This is a genomic window from Natronorubrum thiooxidans (assembly GCF_900156475.1).
In the GTDB taxonomy this organism is placed as follows: domain Archaea; phylum Halobacteriota; class Halobacteria; order Halobacteriales; family Natrialbaceae; genus Natronorubrum; species Natronorubrum thiooxidans.
This window is the reverse complement of sequence record NZ_FTNR01000005.1, coordinates 131,256-145,696: the sequence shown is the minus strand read 5'-3', so window position 1 is coordinate 145,696 and position 14,441 is coordinate 131,256. Positions and strand designations below refer to the sequence as shown.

Annotated in this window: 14 protein-coding genes; 5 read left to right on the top strand and 9 right to left on the bottom strand. The window is 61.6% G+C overall.

The genetic code is table 11. The annotated features are described in order from the left end of the window. Positions 1-7: 7 nt before the first annotated feature. Complete coding sequence (locus tag BW940_RS08840) at positions 8-1,129, bottom strand: DUF7282 domain-containing protein (RefSeq protein WP_076608942.1); 1,122 nt, start codon at positions 1,127-1,129, stop codon at positions 8-10. A 207-nt stretch (positions 1,130-1,336) separates the two neighbouring features. Here BW940_RS08840 and BW940_RS08835 point away from each other — a divergent pair, with 207 nt between their 5' ends. The 3 genes from BW940_RS08835 (at position 1,337) to BW940_RS08825 (ending at position 3,798) form a co-directional block, all read left to right on the top strand. Continuing rightward, the gene (locus BW940_RS08835; RefSeq protein ID WP_076608839.1) at positions 1,337-1,546 is read left to right on the top strand and encodes a YgaP family membrane protein; all 210 of its coding nucleotides are present in this window, start codon (positions 1,337-1,339) and stop codon (positions 1,544-1,546) included. Positions 1,547-1,623: 77 nt separating this feature from the next. After that, entirely contained in the window at positions 1,624-2,550 is a 927-nt protein-coding gene (gene rnz, locus BW940_RS08830; protein ID WP_076608838.1) for a ribonuclease Z, read from the top strand. 135 nt (positions 2,551-2,685) lie between these two features. Beyond that, entirely contained in the window at positions 2,686-3,798 is a 1,113-nt protein-coding gene (locus BW940_RS08825; protein WP_076608837.1) for a pyridoxal-phosphate-dependent aminotransferase family protein, read from the top strand. A 41-nt stretch (positions 3,799-3,839) separates the two neighbouring features. On the opposite strand, the gene BW940_RS08820 is transcribed toward BW940_RS08825, so the two are convergent. Both BW940_RS08820 and BW940_RS21480 read right to left on the bottom strand, forming a co-directional pair. Beyond that, complete coding sequence (locus BW940_RS08820) at positions 3,840-5,357, bottom strand: methyl-accepting chemotaxis protein (RefSeq protein WP_076608836.1); 1,518 nt, start codon at positions 5,355-5,357, stop codon at positions 3,840-3,842. Between the two features lie 340 nt (positions 5,358-5,697). After that, on the bottom strand, positions 5,698-5,856 hold the full coding sequence (locus BW940_RS21480; protein WP_159440161.1) for a hypothetical protein: 159 nt from the start codon (positions 5,854-5,856) through the stop codon (positions 5,698-5,700). 187 nt (positions 5,857-6,043) lie between these two features. On the opposite strand from BW940_RS21480, the gene BW940_RS08815 reads away from it, so the two are divergent. Further along, positions 6,044-8,017, top strand: coding sequence for a DUF460 domain-containing protein (locus tag BW940_RS08815; RefSeq protein WP_076608835.1), 1,974 nt, complete (start codon positions 6,044-6,046; stop codon positions 8,015-8,017). Positions 8,018-8,053: 36 nt separating this feature from the next. On the opposite strand, the gene BW940_RS08810 is transcribed toward BW940_RS08815, so the two are convergent. Beyond that, complete coding sequence (locus BW940_RS08810; RefSeq protein ID WP_076608834.1) at positions 8,054-8,233, bottom strand: DUF7470 family protein; 180 nt, start codon at positions 8,231-8,233, stop codon at positions 8,054-8,056. A gap of 123 nt (positions 8,234-8,356) precedes the next feature. On the opposite strand from BW940_RS08810, the gene eif1A reads away from it, so the two are divergent. After that, positions 8,357-8,647 carry a translation initiation factor eIF-1A gene (gene eif1A / locus BW940_RS08805; protein ID WP_008161630.1) on the top strand — a complete coding sequence of 97 codons (291 nt, stop codon included), beginning with the start codon at positions 8,357-8,359 and terminating at the stop codon, positions 8,645-8,647. A gap of 150 nt (positions 8,648-8,797) precedes the next feature. On the opposite strand, the gene BW940_RS08800 is transcribed toward eif1A, so the two are convergent. From BW940_RS08800 to BW940_RS08780, 5 genes are all read right to left on the bottom strand, one after another. After that, positions 8,798-9,169 (bottom strand): plastocyanin/azurin family copper-binding protein, encoded by a 372-nt coding sequence (locus BW940_RS08800; protein ID WP_235847785.1) that lies wholly within the window; start codon positions 9,167-9,169, stop codon positions 8,798-8,800. Positions 9,170-9,597: 428 nt separating this feature from the next. Further along, positions 9,598-10,257 (bottom strand): plastocyanin/azurin family copper-binding protein, encoded by a 660-nt coding sequence (locus BW940_RS21790; RefSeq protein ID WP_076608832.1) that lies wholly within the window; start codon positions 10,255-10,257, stop codon positions 9,598-9,600. 478 nt (positions 10,258-10,735) lie between these two features. Then, a complete protein-coding gene (locus BW940_RS08790) occupies positions 10,736-11,731 on the bottom strand; it encodes an acetamidase/formamidase family protein (RefSeq protein ID WP_076608831.1) in 996 nt (331 codons plus the stop codon). A gap of 61 nt (positions 11,732-11,792) precedes the next feature. Then, positions 11,793-13,583: a glycine--tRNA ligase gene (gene glyS / locus BW940_RS08785; protein ID WP_076608830.1), complete on the bottom strand. Its 1,791-nt coding sequence runs from the start codon at positions 13,581-13,583 to the stop codon at positions 11,793-11,795. After that, positions 13,576-14,427, bottom strand: coding sequence for a CBS domain-containing protein (locus BW940_RS08780; protein WP_076608829.1), 852 nt, complete (start codon positions 14,425-14,427; stop codon positions 13,576-13,578). Before BW940_RS08780 ends, glyS begins: the two co-directional genes overlap by 8 nt. Positions 14,428-14,441: the final 14 nt, after the last annotated feature.

Sequence of the window (14,441 nt, the reverse complement as noted above, 5' to 3'; positions counted from 1 at the left end):
GACCGTATCACTCCTCGCCGTCGGAATCGGTGTCGTCGCCGTCGCTCTCGTCACTTACGGCCGCGAGCGTGAACGTCGTTTCGACGGGCTCGCCCTCGTGTTCGAGCACCGTTGCGCCCTCGAGGTCGGTCGGCTCGCCCTCGTAGACGACGGCGGTGAGTTCCTCTTCGTCGTCGACCGACACGTCCTCGTCGAACTCGACACTGACCTCGGCGTCAGTGCCGGCGTCGACCTCGTCGCTCGTTGCGATCATGGTTCCATCGCTGTCCTCGATTGCGACGAACCCGGCTTGGGGTGTCGCGACGTCAACCGTGACGTTCTCGTCGCTCGCATTGACGACCGCCACGCCGGGATCGGTGTGGAATTCGAGGTCGATTGGTTGGAGTGCACCGTCACCGTCAGTGTAGACGCCGAGGATCCGTTCGCCGGGCGGGGTCCCGCTCGTGTCGATTTCGAAGGTCACTTCTCTGGTTTCGCCACCCTCGAGGACCAGTGTCTGTTGCTCGAGGACGGTCCCGTCGAGACGGAACGTGACGGTCTGTTGAGCCTCGAGTTCGGTCGGGTTGGATATCTCGGCGACGACATCGATCGTCTCGTTCGTGGTCGCCGACTCGGGTGCGCTGATACGCTCGACGCGGAAGGAGTCCGAGAGCGCCCCGTCGTCTTCGGTCGTGGTTACCGTCGCGGTGTCCGTGACCGGAAAGCCGGCCTCGAGGTACGGATGGTCTTCTGCGCCGTCGCTCTCCTGGTACGCGTAGGTTTCGTCGTCAGTGGTATCCTGATGGACTGTCGCGGTCAGTCGGCCAACGAGTTCGTCACCATCGTCGTCGCGCTCGATCGTGACGTTCTCCTGCGTTCCCGATCCGAGGTAGTCGGAGACGACGAGTGGGTCCTCACTGCCGTCGGTGATGACGATGAAGCCGCCGTCCGAGAGGGTGACCTCGTCGATGACGACCGATTCGCCGTCTCCTTGCTGGTCTTCGAAGGTGATTGACGCCGTCGGATCCTCACCGACGCCGAAGATGGCGGGGGCCTGACCGACGACGATCCCCGCAGCGAGCACGACCACGATCGCGATCAGAATCGCGCCGACTCGTTTGACCGTGCCGAAGGTCACTCTCGAACTCATTGGGGTGGAATCGTCCTCGTGTAAGGGCTCGAGGGACGTAAACGCGCCGTCCATTCGCAGGGACCGGACCGACGGCAGACTGTTGACTGCCAGTCGGGCAGTGACAGTCACTGGCACGAATAGTTCCACGACGACGGATTGATTGATTTTGTGGTATTAGCCCATACAACCACAATACTCTTGGCTCCAGACGAACACTATTCAACTATGGAACATAACGTCGGCAAAACGGACCAACTCGTGCGAATCGCGCTCGGCGCGATCCTCGGCCTCGTGTCGCTGGCGATTCTGGGCGGCGTCATCTCCACGACGATGGTGTTAGCACCCATACTGGGTGTGGTCTCGCTTGTGTTGCTCGCAACCGGCCTCACCAGCACGTGCGGACTCTACTCGGCACTGGGTATCAGTACCGACTGACCGGCCTCGAAGCGACAGTCACCGCCGCCGCCGGCCATCCGAAGGGCGTTTAGTCACGGCACACCGAGCATGGAGCGATGCCATTGTGCGTGACGTTTCTCGGGACGGCTGGGGCGATTCCGACGACCAAGCGAAACCCGAGCAGTCTCTTCGTCGCTCGAGCGGGTGACGAGTTGTTGTTCGATGCCGGTGAGGGAACACAGCGCCAGATGATGCGCTTTGGGACCGGCTTCTCGATCTCACACCTGTTCATTACGCACCTCCATGGCGACCACGTGCTCGGAATCCCCGGACTCCTCCAGACGATGGCGTTTAATGACCGCGAGGACCCGCTGGCGATCCACACGCCACACGGCACACGCCGTCAAATAAAGGGCCTGGTCAATGCCCTCGGCAATCGCCCCTCGTTTCCGGTGCGGATCAACGAAGTGGGCGATGGCGACATCGCCTACCGGGCCGACGAGTACGAGGTCCGTGTCTTCGGGACCGACCACGACACCCGCTCGGTTGGCTACGCACTCGTCGAGGACGACCGCAAGGGCCGGTTCGACCGCGACCACGCCGAGGAACTCGGCGTTCCCGTGGGACCAAAGTTCTCGACACTCCATGCGGGCGAGTCTGTCGAACTCGAGGACGGGACCGTCGTCGAACCTGAACAGGTCGTCGGCGAGCCCCGCACCGGCCGCTCGATCGTCTACACTGGGGATACACGACCGACGACGGCGACGATCGAGGTCACCGACGAGCCCGACCTGTTGATCCACGACGCCACGTTCGCCGACGACCGCGCCGATCGAGCTGCGACAACCGCCCACTCGACGGCTCGACAGGCCGCCGAAATCGCCAACAGAGCCGGCGCGGAGCGACTTGCTCTGATGCATCTCTCCTCGCGGTATGCGGGCTATGCCGACGATCATCGCGAACAAGCTGAGGCGATCTTCGACGGCGAGGTGCTCGTTCCCGACGACGGCCAGACACTCGAGATTCCGTATCCAGACGATTGAGACGGTCTGCTGTCCGTCAGCCCGACATACCGGCCCATGCTATTCTGGGACACGATAACAGTCATTGCCTTCTCAGTGCGGTATCAAAAGTACCATACCACCCCACGACTCAGTAGACCGTATCAGGTGGTTTCTGTGACCGAAAAACGCGAATACAAAGCCGATTATCCCGACAAGACGCTGTATATTCCGGGTCCGACCGAAGTGCGCGAGGACGTCATCGAGGCGATGTGCGAGCCGATGTTCGGCCACCGCATGGACCAGATGACCGACCTCTATACGACCATCGTCGAGGACACGAAGGAGTTCCTCGGCACCGACAACGAGGTCGTCATCCTCACGGGTTCGGGGACGGAGTTCTGGGAGGCGTCGACGCTCAACCTCGTTGACGAGAACATCCTCGTCCCGACCTGTGGCAGCTTCAGCGAGCGCCACGCCAACGTCGCCGAGCGACTGGGCAAAAACGTCGACCGCCTCGAGTACGAGTGGGGAGAGGCCATCAAGCCCGAGGACATCCGCGCTGAACTCGAGGAGAGCGACACCGACTACGACGTGGTCGCGACCGTGATGAACGAGAGTTCGACCGGCGTCCGCAACCCAATCGAGGAGATCGGTGACGTCGTCGCCGAGTATCCGGACACCTACTTCGTCGTCGACGCCGTCTCCTCGCTTGGCGGCGACTACGTCGACATCGACGAGCACAACATCGACGTCATCTTCGCCTCCTCACAGAAAGCCTTCGCGATGCCGCCGGGACTGGCGATCTGTGTCGTTAGCGACGACGCCTACGAGCGCGAACTCGAGAAAGACTCCGCCTCGTGGTACGGCGGCTTCCAGCGGACGATCGACTACTACGAGCGGAAAGGCCAGACTCATTCCACGCCCGCCATCCCGATCATGCTCGCCTACCGCAAACAGATGAAGTACATGCTCGAGGAGGGCCACGAGGCGCGGAGCGAGCGCCACCGCGAGATGGCCGAATACGTCCGCGAGTGGGCCGACGAACACTTCGCCATGTTCCCCGAGGAGGGCTACGAGTCTCAGACCGTGGCCTGTATTGAGAACACACAGGGGATCGACGTCGCCGAAACCATCGAGACCATCAACGAGGAGTACGATATGGCCTTTTCGAACGGCTACGGCTCCCAACTCGGCGAGCAGACGTTCCGTATCGGCCACATGGGCGAACACGACCTCGAATCGATCAAAGAGCTGACCGACGCCATCGAAGACGTCGCTGACCTCTAAGTCGGCGCTCGAGCGGTGTTTGAATCCCACTGAACGACCAATTAGGTCGAGTGCGGTGCGTTCGGTGTCGTGGTCACACTGGTATCAGTCGTGAACGTCTCGAGTTCCTCGGAGAGCAGTGACGCCTGCTGGGCGAGATCGCTAACAGTCTGTGACATTTCAGAGAGCGCGCCAGTCTGCTCTTTGGCGGCTGTAGCGACGGTCTCTGCCTCAGTGGTAGTCGTCTCCGAAATCACGGTCGCCTCGTCGACCATCGCGACGACCTGCTGGGTCGAGGCAGCCTGCTGTTGGGTCGCCGCGGAGATGTCCTGAACGCCGTCGTTCGTGGTCCGGGCGTACATTGCGATTTCCTCGAGTGAGTCTGCGACGTTCTCGACCGACTCGCAGTGGTCGCCAACTGTCTCGCGAGTTTCCCGAACCCGTTCGGCCGTTCGGTCGGTCTGGCCTTTGATTTCGTCGATGAGCAGTTCGATGTCCTCGGCCGCATCTTTGGTCTCCGCGGCGAGCTCTTTGACCTCGGTTGCGACCGCACCAAACCCATCACCGCCAGCATCGGCCGATCTGGCAACCTCAATATTCGCGTTGAGCGCCAGCATGTTCGTCTGCTCTGCGACCGCCGTGATGACCTCGACTAACTCGTCGATCTGATCGATTTCGGACTGCAGCAGTTCGATTTCCTCGAGTGCCTGCTCGGATTCAGCTTCGATCTCGTTCATTCCGTCGATCGTCGACTGGGCGGCTTCGTGCCCGTCGTCGCTAGTCTGGACGGTTCGTTCTGCAATATCTGCTACCTGATTCGACGACGATGCGATCTCTTCGATCGTACTCGAGAGGCCGCCGATCTCGTGGTCGACTGACTGCAGCCGTTCGTGTTGTCGCTCTGTGCCGCTCGCGATCGCTTCAATGGATTCCGTGACTTGCTCCGACGCCGACCGAACCTCCTCGGAGTTGGCCGTCGCTTGTTCGGAGGCGACGGCAACGTCGTCCGAGAACCGTTTGAGATACTCGACGGTCGACTCGATCGTTGCGACCATCTCGTTGAATTCGGTTGCGATCTCGCTCATTGCGTCGTTTTCACATTCGGGATCCATCCGACGAGTCAGATCACCGGCCGCACACGCTTGCATCACGTCGGCGTACTCGTCGGCTTGCTCCTCGAGATGGGCATTGAGCCGATCCGTTTCTTCGCGCAGGCGAACAGCCTCGCGTCGTGCCTCCTCTGTGTCTTCTATCTTCGTCTGAAGTGACTCGCTTTTCTCCTGGAGGTCGTTGACCGTCAGTAACCCAGTGTTGACCACGAGAAACACGAACATCGCACCGAACAGGAACACGAGCCCGGTAAGGATCTGAAACAGCACCTCGTACCCAGTAACTGAGATCCAAATCGCAGCGACGTATCCAGCCAAAAAAAGCGCCATCAGTGCGAACAATCCTCGCCACCGTCGTCGATACGTGGTCTCTGTAAGTTGCTGAAGCAGCGTTCTCGTATAGAGAATCGAACTGAACATGACGACCGAGCCCGAGACGATCAGCAACGAGACGAGTACTGACACGTCCATGATTATGCCCCACCACTGTTGACCGCCCCACGCGTGGACGCTCCGTGCATCGTGATCAGCTTAGACCGCGCTGCCGTCGAACACAGTTCTCTCCCCGCCTCGAGTGCCCCTGAAAGAGCTTGTTCGGACATCAGTATGTAATACATATTATACTACTCATGCTTATTTGTATTGGAGTTTTGGACTGTCCGTGAGAAACCACGTGGGGACTGGCTATGAATTGTTCACGAGACAATGCTGAGCAGATATGCGGTAGCGGTGATGTGAGACAGGGTATGCCTCTATTTGATGATGATAATATTGAAGCCAGAGTTGACACGGCTGTATAGTACAGTTCCGTTCACTCTGTTGCTGTATTCTCGGACTCGGATTCAAACAGCCAGTATAACCCGATTGCCAGAACTGCTTCGAGCGGGCCAATAAAAATGGCGACGAGCGATGACAGGAAAAATACGAGCAGTCCCAGAGAGTCTGTTATCATGGTTTCATCGTCTGTCATTGGCAGTTGAAAATGTGATTTGATCTATCTCTTAGTTCTTTGGTGTGACCCGTTCCGATAAGCAATGAGAATCTGTAGTTTTCGAATCGACCGTTTCCGTTTCACATCCAATTGCGAATCGAGTAGCTACTGAGAGTCGGCGTGAACCCGCGTCGGATTTATACCTGACTCGCCCCTAGGGCCGCCCGTGAGTACGCGAACGAGTGCCCTCGATGCAGTCGTCTTCGGGGTCGATATTCAAAGCGGTGACGTGCGGGGCGATGCCCCGTCGTACGCCCTCGTGGTCTACGACGGCGACGACCTCACGCGAGACGTCGTGACCCACCGCAAACTCCGGCGGCTGATCGACGACGAGGAGCCGGCGATCATCGCGACGGACAACATGTACGAGCTGGCAGCCGACAAGGACCAGCTGATTCACTTTCTGGGCTCGCTGCCCGCCGAGACGATGCTCGTCCAGGTAACAGGGGCCGAACAGCCCGAACCGCTCTCTCGAGTCGCGAAACGCCACGGGATTCCCTACGGCAAAGAGCCGATGCAGGAGGCCGAGGCCGCCGCCCGGCTGGCCGCCCACAACGTCGGCCACGAGGTCTCGGCGTTTACCGATACGACCGAAGTCAAGGTCTCACGGGGCCGGTCGACTGGCAGCGGCGGCTGGAGCGAGGATCGCTATACGCGCCGCATCCACGGCTCCGTCAGGAAACGATCGCGAGAAGTCGAGTCCGAACTCGAGGCCGAAAACCTCGAGTACGACCGGGAGATCCGGGAGGCCTACGGCGGCTACGCGAACGCCGTCTTCACCGTCTCGGCCCGCCCCAGCGACATTCCGGTCTCGAGAAATCGCTCGGGTGACGTCCGCGTCGAGATCGAACGCGAGCGTCGGGATGGGATCGAGTTCCGCCCGCTTGCCAAACGCCGGGATCACGTCATCGTCGGCATCGATCCCGGCACGACGACAGCGGCAGCGATCGTCTCTCTCGAGGGAGAGGTGTTAGACGTCTGGAGTTCGCGGACCAGCGATACCGCCGACGTCATCGAGTGGATCGTCGAGCGTGGCCGCCCGATCATCGTCGCGGCGGACGTGACGCCGATGCCCGAGACGGTCGAGAAGTTCCGCCGGAGCTTCGACGCCGCGGGTTGGATACCCAAGAGCGATCTCCCGATCGACGAGAAACAACACCGTACGCGCGACGATCCCTACGACGACGACCACCAGCGCGATGCGATGGCCGCGGCGCTGTATGCCTTCGACGCCCACGAAGACCAGTTCGAGCGCATCGCCACCAAGCTCCCGCCGGGGCTCGACCGCGGCGAGGTGACGGCGCGTGTCGTCGCCGACGAGGAAAGCGTCGAGGCTGTCCTTCGGGATCTGGACGACGACGAGGAGAGCACGACGGAGTCCACCGAGCACGAACCCCGGGAACTGACGCCCGAAGAACAACGGATCAAAGACCTCGAGCGACAGGTCGAGCGGCTCCAGTCACACGTCGGAACGCTTGAAGGACGGCTCGAGGACCGCGACGAGCGCATCGAGGAACTCGAGTCGAAACTCACCCTCGCGCGTCGCGAGGAACGAACCCAAGTTCGGAAGGACCGTGAGGTGAGTCGCCTCGAACGGAAGGCGAATCGCCTCGAGCGCGAACGCGACGCGGCCCGCGAGACGGTCGACGACCTCGAGCGGAAAGTCGACCGGATGAAAGCACTCTGGAAGCTCGATCACTCGAACTTCAGCGACGTGTCGGCGGAGAAAGAGGGGCTGGTGCCGGTCAAGGTCGTCGAGAAGTTCACGAAGGGAGCGCTTCGCGAGGCCAACGAACAGTACGGCATCGCCGCTGGCGACATCGTCTTCCTGCGGGATGCAAGCGGGGCGGGCCGTTCGACGGCCGAACTGCTCGCCACGTTCGAGCCACGGGTCGTCCTGAAACAGGGCGGGCTCTCGGAGGTCGCCGACGAGATCCTCTTCGACAATGAGATTCCGGTTGGCCCGGCCGACGACGTCGCGATGCAGGAAGTCGACGAACTCGCGGTCGCCCGCGAGGACGACGTCGAGGCGGTCATCGACGACTGGCACGACCGCGCGATGGAGCGCCAGCGCGACCAGAAGGCGGCGATGGTCGACCAACTCATCAGTGAGCATCGAGCGGGCGATACCGTGAGATAGGCCCGGACTCGAGCGGTTGTGAGAGCGAACTCGCCGTTAAAACATCCCGAAGCTCTGGAGCATGCCCGAGATCAGCGCCTTGACGAGGATGCCGAGGCCGGCGAGGACGAGGGCCATGCCGGCGGCGATCAGCAGGTTTTGATAGGCGATAAGCGCAACTCCAGCGAGAACGATCAGGAGGCCGGCGATTCCCTGCGGGCCGAGGTTTTTCAGCATACGAAGGCTGGCCAGCCAAAGGAAATAAACGGCGTGGTTTTCCGGTTTCGAGGGCCGACGGTGGCTCCGGATCAGCCACTGAATCGATAAAGGATTAAACCGCTCGAATGTGAACTACAGGCCATGAGTGACGACGGCGAGGGCGGTCGGAAGAACCTCCGGATGCCTGAGGATGATGAGGTTTTCGCGACCGTCACCAACATGCTCGGAGCGAACCGCGTAAAAGTACGCTGTGCAGACGGGACAGAGCGCACTGCACGTATTCCCGGCAAGATGCAAAAGCGAATCTGGATCCGTGAAGACGACGTCGTCCTCGTCGAACCGTGGGACTGGCAAGACGAGAAGGCCGACATCACCTGGCGGTATGAAAAAAGTGAAGCCGACCAGCTCCGTCGCGAAGGCCATATCCAATAGCAACGACCTTTTGCGCTGTGTTCACCGCGTTGCATAGCGTCGCGTACGCCTTCACTCGCCGAGCACGCAACACCGTCCCAACTGGCTATCCGAGCCCGTGACCGACGGGTGTCGAGATGCCGCCGCTCAAAAACCACCTACAGAAACCGGTTATTTGATCTGAATGTCGCCGACCATCGTGGTGCTGTGGGGCTGACAGACGTAGTGATCCATCGCTGCGTTGGCCGTGAACTCGAGGAACTGGTCGTCGCCACCCTCGGAGCTCAAATCCGTCTTGAGGCCATAGCCAACGTTCCCTTCTGCGTCGCGGATCTCGAGGTTGTGCATCGCGCCGTCGCCCTCGTTCCAGCCGATCGTGTAATTTTTGCCATCTATGAGGACGAGCGTTGGGTTCGAGGTACCCATGATGCTGTCTGGCGATTCGCCTTCCCAGCCGGCCGTCTCGGCATAGAGGACGATTCGCGTTCCCGGCTTGATCGCATCGATCGGGTCCGTCGTCTCGTGGTCATCATCTGTCGACACGTCCTCGTCAGATTCAGTATCGTCCCCATCGCTCGATATTGTCTCGTCTTCTGTACTGTCTTCGTCCTCATCGTTTGGCGCTGTGCCGTCGTCGACATCACTTTCGTACAGCCTGCGAGAATCGACGCAGCGACTGTTCCACCGGCGACCTGTACCACTGTTCGACGAGTAATCCGATTCGTGTCGGTCATAGTTGTATGTTTTATCTGTCATTAATAATATTTCATGTTCTACTGTTCAAACAGCTATCTCGACATAGTATCGACTGCCAGCGGGAGATTCAGTTTGTTGCTCGATCAATCTGTGGCACCGATGCCCACCACTGGACTGTGTGATATTAGCGAAATTATGATTTGTAGGTGTTGCTTACGTCTGCGACTGATCAGTGTCGAGCGGCTGTCACCGCGAAAAACGCCTACAGAAACGCGTTATTCGACCTGCAGGTCGCCGACCATGGTCACTTCGTGGGGAGCACAGACGTACTGTGCCAGCTCGGGACTCGCCGTGAACTCGAGGAACTGTTCGTCGCCACCCTCAGAAGCCAGCTCCGTCGCGAGATCGTCGACGACGGTTCCGTCCGCGTTTCGGAGCTCGAGGTTGTGCACCATGCCGTCGCCTTCTTGCCAGCCGATCTCGTAGGTCTCGCCGTCCTTGAGCACGAGCGTCGGGTTCTCGACACCCTCGATCGGCGCTGGCTCGAGGCCTTCCCACGCGGCCGTCCCGCCGTAGAGGACGATGCGCGTTCCCGGGTCGATTGCGATCGGTCCCACCGACTCCGTCTCCTCGTGGTCGTCGTCCGATGGCATGTCATCCTCGAGGTCAGACTCGGACGCTGTCTCCTCGTCGTCGGCCGACGCGTCCGCGTCGGCGTCCGCTGCGTCGGATTCGTCGGTCGTGTCGCTCGAGGCCGTCTCGTTTTCCGTGCCGTCAGTCTCGTCAGTTGTTCCGTTCGCATCGCCACCAGCGCCGAGTGATGACTCGGAATCGACGCGGCTCCGGTCGAGACAGCCTGCGACGATCGACGCGATCGCTGCTCCGCCGGCGACCTGAAGCACCGCTCGACGCCTCACTCGATTCGTGTCATTCATATATACAATCTTGACCCTCGTTGTTATAAAAATAGGACATTATTGTCGAGGAATATTTCGGCGGCGCAGCCTCGAGCGCCGACGGAGGCGTAACCGTCGTGGCGTCGTGTGAACGCCACACTGCAGTGTTCGAACGGTCGGCACGTGGACGGTGAGCGGCCACTACACGGGCCCGTACCTGTACGGTACTGGAACCGCGGCTCAAAAAACACCTACAGAAACGCGTTATTCGACCTGCAGGTCGCCGACCATCGTGGTGCTGTGAGGTTCACAGATGTCGGTCGTCGTCTCGGAACTGGCCGTGAACTCGAGGTTGTGGTTCGCGCCGTCGCCCTCGTTCCAGCCGATGGTGTCGTTTTCGGCTTCTATGAGGACGAGCGTTGGGTTCGAGGTACCCGCGATGCTGTCTGGCGATTCGCCTTCCTAGCCGGCTGTCTCGGCAGAGAGGACGACTGTTCGACGAGTACTCCGATTCGTGTCAGTCACAGTTCGCCGTCGTCGACCGACGATTCGCCGCCGGGAAGATGCTCTCCGGAAGGTACGCGGACACGGCCCAGTTCGGCGCGTTGACCACCTCATTGAGCTTCAGGTCGACGGCCACAGCACACAGCATGTAGGCCTCGGTTCGGGTGAGGCCGCGCTCGTCGTGCAGGTGGTCGATCATGTGCCGGATAGCTATGCGAGTCGCGTCCATGAGGTCGTCCGCGATCCCCGTCGTCCCGTACATCGGTTCGTCACGACCGGTCGAAGTGAACGGCCCCGTCGTTTCGAACTGCGGGCTCTCGAGCGACAGGTCCGACCGAAGGTCGAACCGGCACGTGACGGTCATCGGGGCCTCGATGCCGGTGCCACAGACCTCGCCATCGCCCTGTGCGGCGTGGCCGTCGCCGATGCTGAACAGGGCCCCCTCAATCGCGACGGGGAGATATAGCGTCGACCCTGCCGTGAGCTGTTTGACGTCCAGATTTCCGCCGACCGACCGCGGCGGGAACGTGCTGTGTGTACCGTCCTCGGCTGGTGCAACACCGATCACGCCAGGGAACGGATCGAGAGGCACCTCGATCCCGTCGACGAATTCGCCGACGTCGTCTGCGAGGTCCCAGACGTGCAGTGCCGGCTCCGGGAACTCCTCGGCCAGGAGTCCGAGTTCCATCTCCCCCGGGAGCACCAGCGTGTACCCCCAGCCGTCGTGGTCGATCTCGAGGATATCGATCTGGAGGACGTCACCCGGCTGTGCACCCTCGATCGCGACCGGGCCGGTCAGCGGGTGGACGGGGCCGACGTCCAGCGTGGCGAGATCCGCAACCGTCGCGTCGGGGCCGAGTTGGCCGTTCGTCGCGTCTCGACACTCGAAGCGGACGACGTCGCCCGGTTCGACCGTACACGCCGGCTCGAGGCCGTTGTCCCACACGCTGTGAACCGCGCTGTCGTCGGCACGTACCCGGTGATCAACCGTGTCGTTGTCGCTCGACATTCGAACGCAGCAAACGCGCCGCCAGCATAAAACAGTCTCCCCGAAAACGGTCCTCGAGACGCTACAGTTCCTCGAACTCGAGGTCGCCTTCGCGGATCGCCGACAGCGTCTCCGCCAGCTCGTCGACGGGGAGGCGCTTCTGGTCGGTCGTGTCTCGCTCGCGGATCGTGACGGTCGTCTCGTCGGCCTCGACGGTCTCGTAGTCGACCGTCACACAGAACGGCGTGCCGACCTCGTCCTGCCGGCGGTAGCGCCGCCCGATGTTGCCCGAGTCGTCGTAGGTGACCGAGAGGCCGGCCTCGCGCAGGTCGTCGACGATCTCGCCGGCATGGGCCTCGAGTTCCGCGTCGCTTTGCAGCGGGAAGACGCCGACGAACGTCGGGGCGACTTCGGGCTCGAGTTCGAGGAACGTTCGCTCTTCGCCGTCGACCTCGTCCTCTCGGTAGGCGTGGTGGAGAACGGTGTAGACGAGCCGGTCGACACCGAAGGAGGGTTCGACGACGTGGGGGATGATGTGCTCGCCGGATTCGGTTTGCGCTTCGACCGCGAAGCCGGTCTTCTCGACGGGGATCTCGTGAGTCTCGCCCTCGAGTTCGAATTCGACCGTGTCGCCCTCGAAGGCAGTGCGGTCGCGGGCTGCAAGCGCCTCGAGTTCCTCCACGACAGCCCCTGCGTCGCCGCCGAACTCGGGACCGAGGTAGCTCATGTCGGGGTCGACGGTGGCGCGCTCGACCGTCTTCGGCTCGTCGTACTGCTTGAAGACCGTAAAGCGGTCGCCGGAGTGTTCGCTGTGTTTCGAGAGGTCATAGTCGCCGCGGTAGGCGAAGCCGGCCATCTCGATCCAGTTGCCGTCGATTTCGCTTTCGGCGTCCCAGCAGTCGCTCGCGTAGTGGGCGCGCTCGCCCGAGAGGTGCTGGCGGAAGCGGAAGCGGTCCATATCGACGCCGACGGCCTCGTACCACGGCTTGGCGACGCCGAGGAAGTAAGCGACCCACGGACTGGCGATCACGTCGTCGGCGACGGCGTCACCGATCGTCGTCTGGATCTCGTCGCCATCCTCGTCGTTCTGCTCGGTTGCCGGGTAGAGCGTGACTTCGACGTCTTCGACCGCCGAGAGGTCGGGTTCGTCCTCCTCTGGGTCGATGAAGTACTCGAGTTCGGCCTGGGTGAACTCGCGGGTACGGATGATCGAGCGTCGCGGGCTGATCTCGTTGCGGTAGGCCCGGCCGATCTGGGTGACGCCGAACGGAAGCTGGTTGCGGGCGTACTCCTTGAGCCGCGGGAACTCGACGAAGATGCCCTGTGCCGTCTCGGGCCGTAAGTAGCCCGGTTGGGAGTCTCCGGGGCCGATATTGGTCGCGAACATGAGGTTGAAGTCCTCGACGGCGACGTCAGCGAGGCCAGCACCGCACTCAGGACAGACGAGTTCGTACTCGGCGATGACCTCCTCGACTTCAGGGATCTCGAGGCTCTCGGCGTCCTCGTACATCGTGTTGTCCTCGACGAGGTGGTCTGCACGGCTGCTCGTCCCACACTCGGGACACTCGATCAGCATGTCGTCGAAGCCATCGAGATGGCCCGAGGCTTCGAAGACGGGTTCGGGCATGATCGTCGGCGCGTCGATCTCCATGTTGCCTTCGGCGAGTGCAAAGCGATCGCGCCAGGCGTCCTCGACGTTGCCTTTCAGCGCCGCTCCCTGCGGGCCGAAGGTGTAGAAGCCGCCGACACTGCCGTAGGAGCCCGACGACTGGAAAAAGTAGCCGCGGCGCTTGGCTAGCTCGACCAGTTTTTCGCTCGTGTGGTCGGTTGTCGGATCGTCTGCGTCCGTCTCCGCCTGTTGGTTCTTACTCATACAACGCCTCCAGTAGATCGATGTCGCGGACGATGCCGACGAGCTGTTCGCCCGTGAGCACCGGAATCTGTTCGATGTCGTTGCTGATCATCCGCTGTGCGGCCTCCTGAACGGTCGTCTGCGCCGAGACCGTCACCACGTCGTCGGTCATGAACTCGCTGACGGGACCGGTCGGAAGCTCGATGTCCCGCGTCGGGAGATAGCGGCTGCCGACGGCTTTGATGCCCTCCCAGGACCACTCCGAATCCTGATCCGGGAAGTTGTCGCCCGTCGACTCCTCGCCCTCGACGATACGGGCGACGTCGATGATGTCGACCTCGGTGAGAACACCGCTCATCCGCCCGTCGTCGGACAGCGCAACGGTGTAGGGCACGTTCGCGTAGAAGAGTTCTCGCTCGGCGACCGGCAGCGGTGCGCCTTCGTAGGTCGTGTTCACGTTCTCGCTCGCGTAGCCCTCGACGACGCCCTCGGTTGCCTGATCGCCCGTCGCGATGGCGTGGACCACGTCGGTCACCGTGATGATCCCCTCGAACTCGCCGTCGACGACTGGCACGCGGCGGGCACCCTCTTCGACCATCGTCCGCGCGACGTCCTCGAGCGACGTCTCGACCGTCGTCGTCGGCACATCGTTCATCAACATGACGAGCTGGTCCTCGTCGGGCTGTTCGATCAGGGCGTCTCGTGAAACCAATCCACGGTACTCCGGGCCGTTATCCGTCGGTTTGACGACTGGGACCGAAGAAAACGACTGCTCTTGGAGGTACTCGAGGACGTCCGATCGAGTGCCGGGCAGTTCGACGGTGACCACGTCCTCGCGTGGCGTCATCGCGTCGGCTACGTTCATATCCACACGGTACG

Bases quoted from the DNA above. Each gene is read 5' to 3' on its own strand.
- eif1A (WP_008161630.1), top strand. From the start codon at position 8,357: ATGAGTGACGACGGCGAGGGCGGTCGGAAGAACCTCCGGATGCCTGAG.
- BW940_RS08840 (WP_076608942.1), bottom strand. From the start codon at position 1,129: ATGAGTTCGAGAGTGACCTTCGGCACGGTCAAACGAGTCGGCGCGATT.
- BW940_RS08780 (WP_076608829.1), bottom strand. From the start codon at position 14,427: ATGAACGTAGCCGACGCGATGACGCCACGCGAGGACGTGGTCACCGTC.
- BW940_RS08820 (WP_076608836.1), bottom strand. From the start codon at position 5,357: ATGGACGTGTCAGTACTCGTCTCGTTGCTGATCGTCTCGGGCTCGGTC.
- BW940_RS08790 (WP_076608831.1), bottom strand. From the start codon at position 11,731: ATGTCGAGCGACAACGACACGGTTGATCACCGGGTACGTGCCGACGAC.
- BW940_RS08810 (WP_076608834.1), bottom strand. From the start codon at position 8,233: ATGCTGAAAAACCTCGGCCCGCAGGGAATCGCCGGCCTCCTGATCGTT.
- glyS (WP_076608830.1), bottom strand. From the start codon at position 13,583: ATGAGTAAGAACCAACAGGCGGAGACGGACGCAGACGATCCGACAACC.
- rnz (WP_076608838.1), top strand. From the start codon at position 1,624: ATGCCATTGTGCGTGACGTTTCTCGGGACGGCTGGGGCGATTCCGACG.
- BW940_RS21480 (WP_159440161.1), bottom strand. From the start codon at position 5,856: ATGACAGACGATGAAACCATGATAACAGACTCTCTGGGACTGCTCGTA.
- BW940_RS21790 (WP_076608832.1), bottom strand. From the start codon at position 10,257: ATGAATGACACGAATCGAGTGAGGCGTCGAGCGGTGCTTCAGGTCGCC.
- BW940_RS08835 (WP_076608839.1), top strand. From the start codon at position 1,337: ATGGAACATAACGTCGGCAAAACGGACCAACTCGTGCGAATCGCGCTC.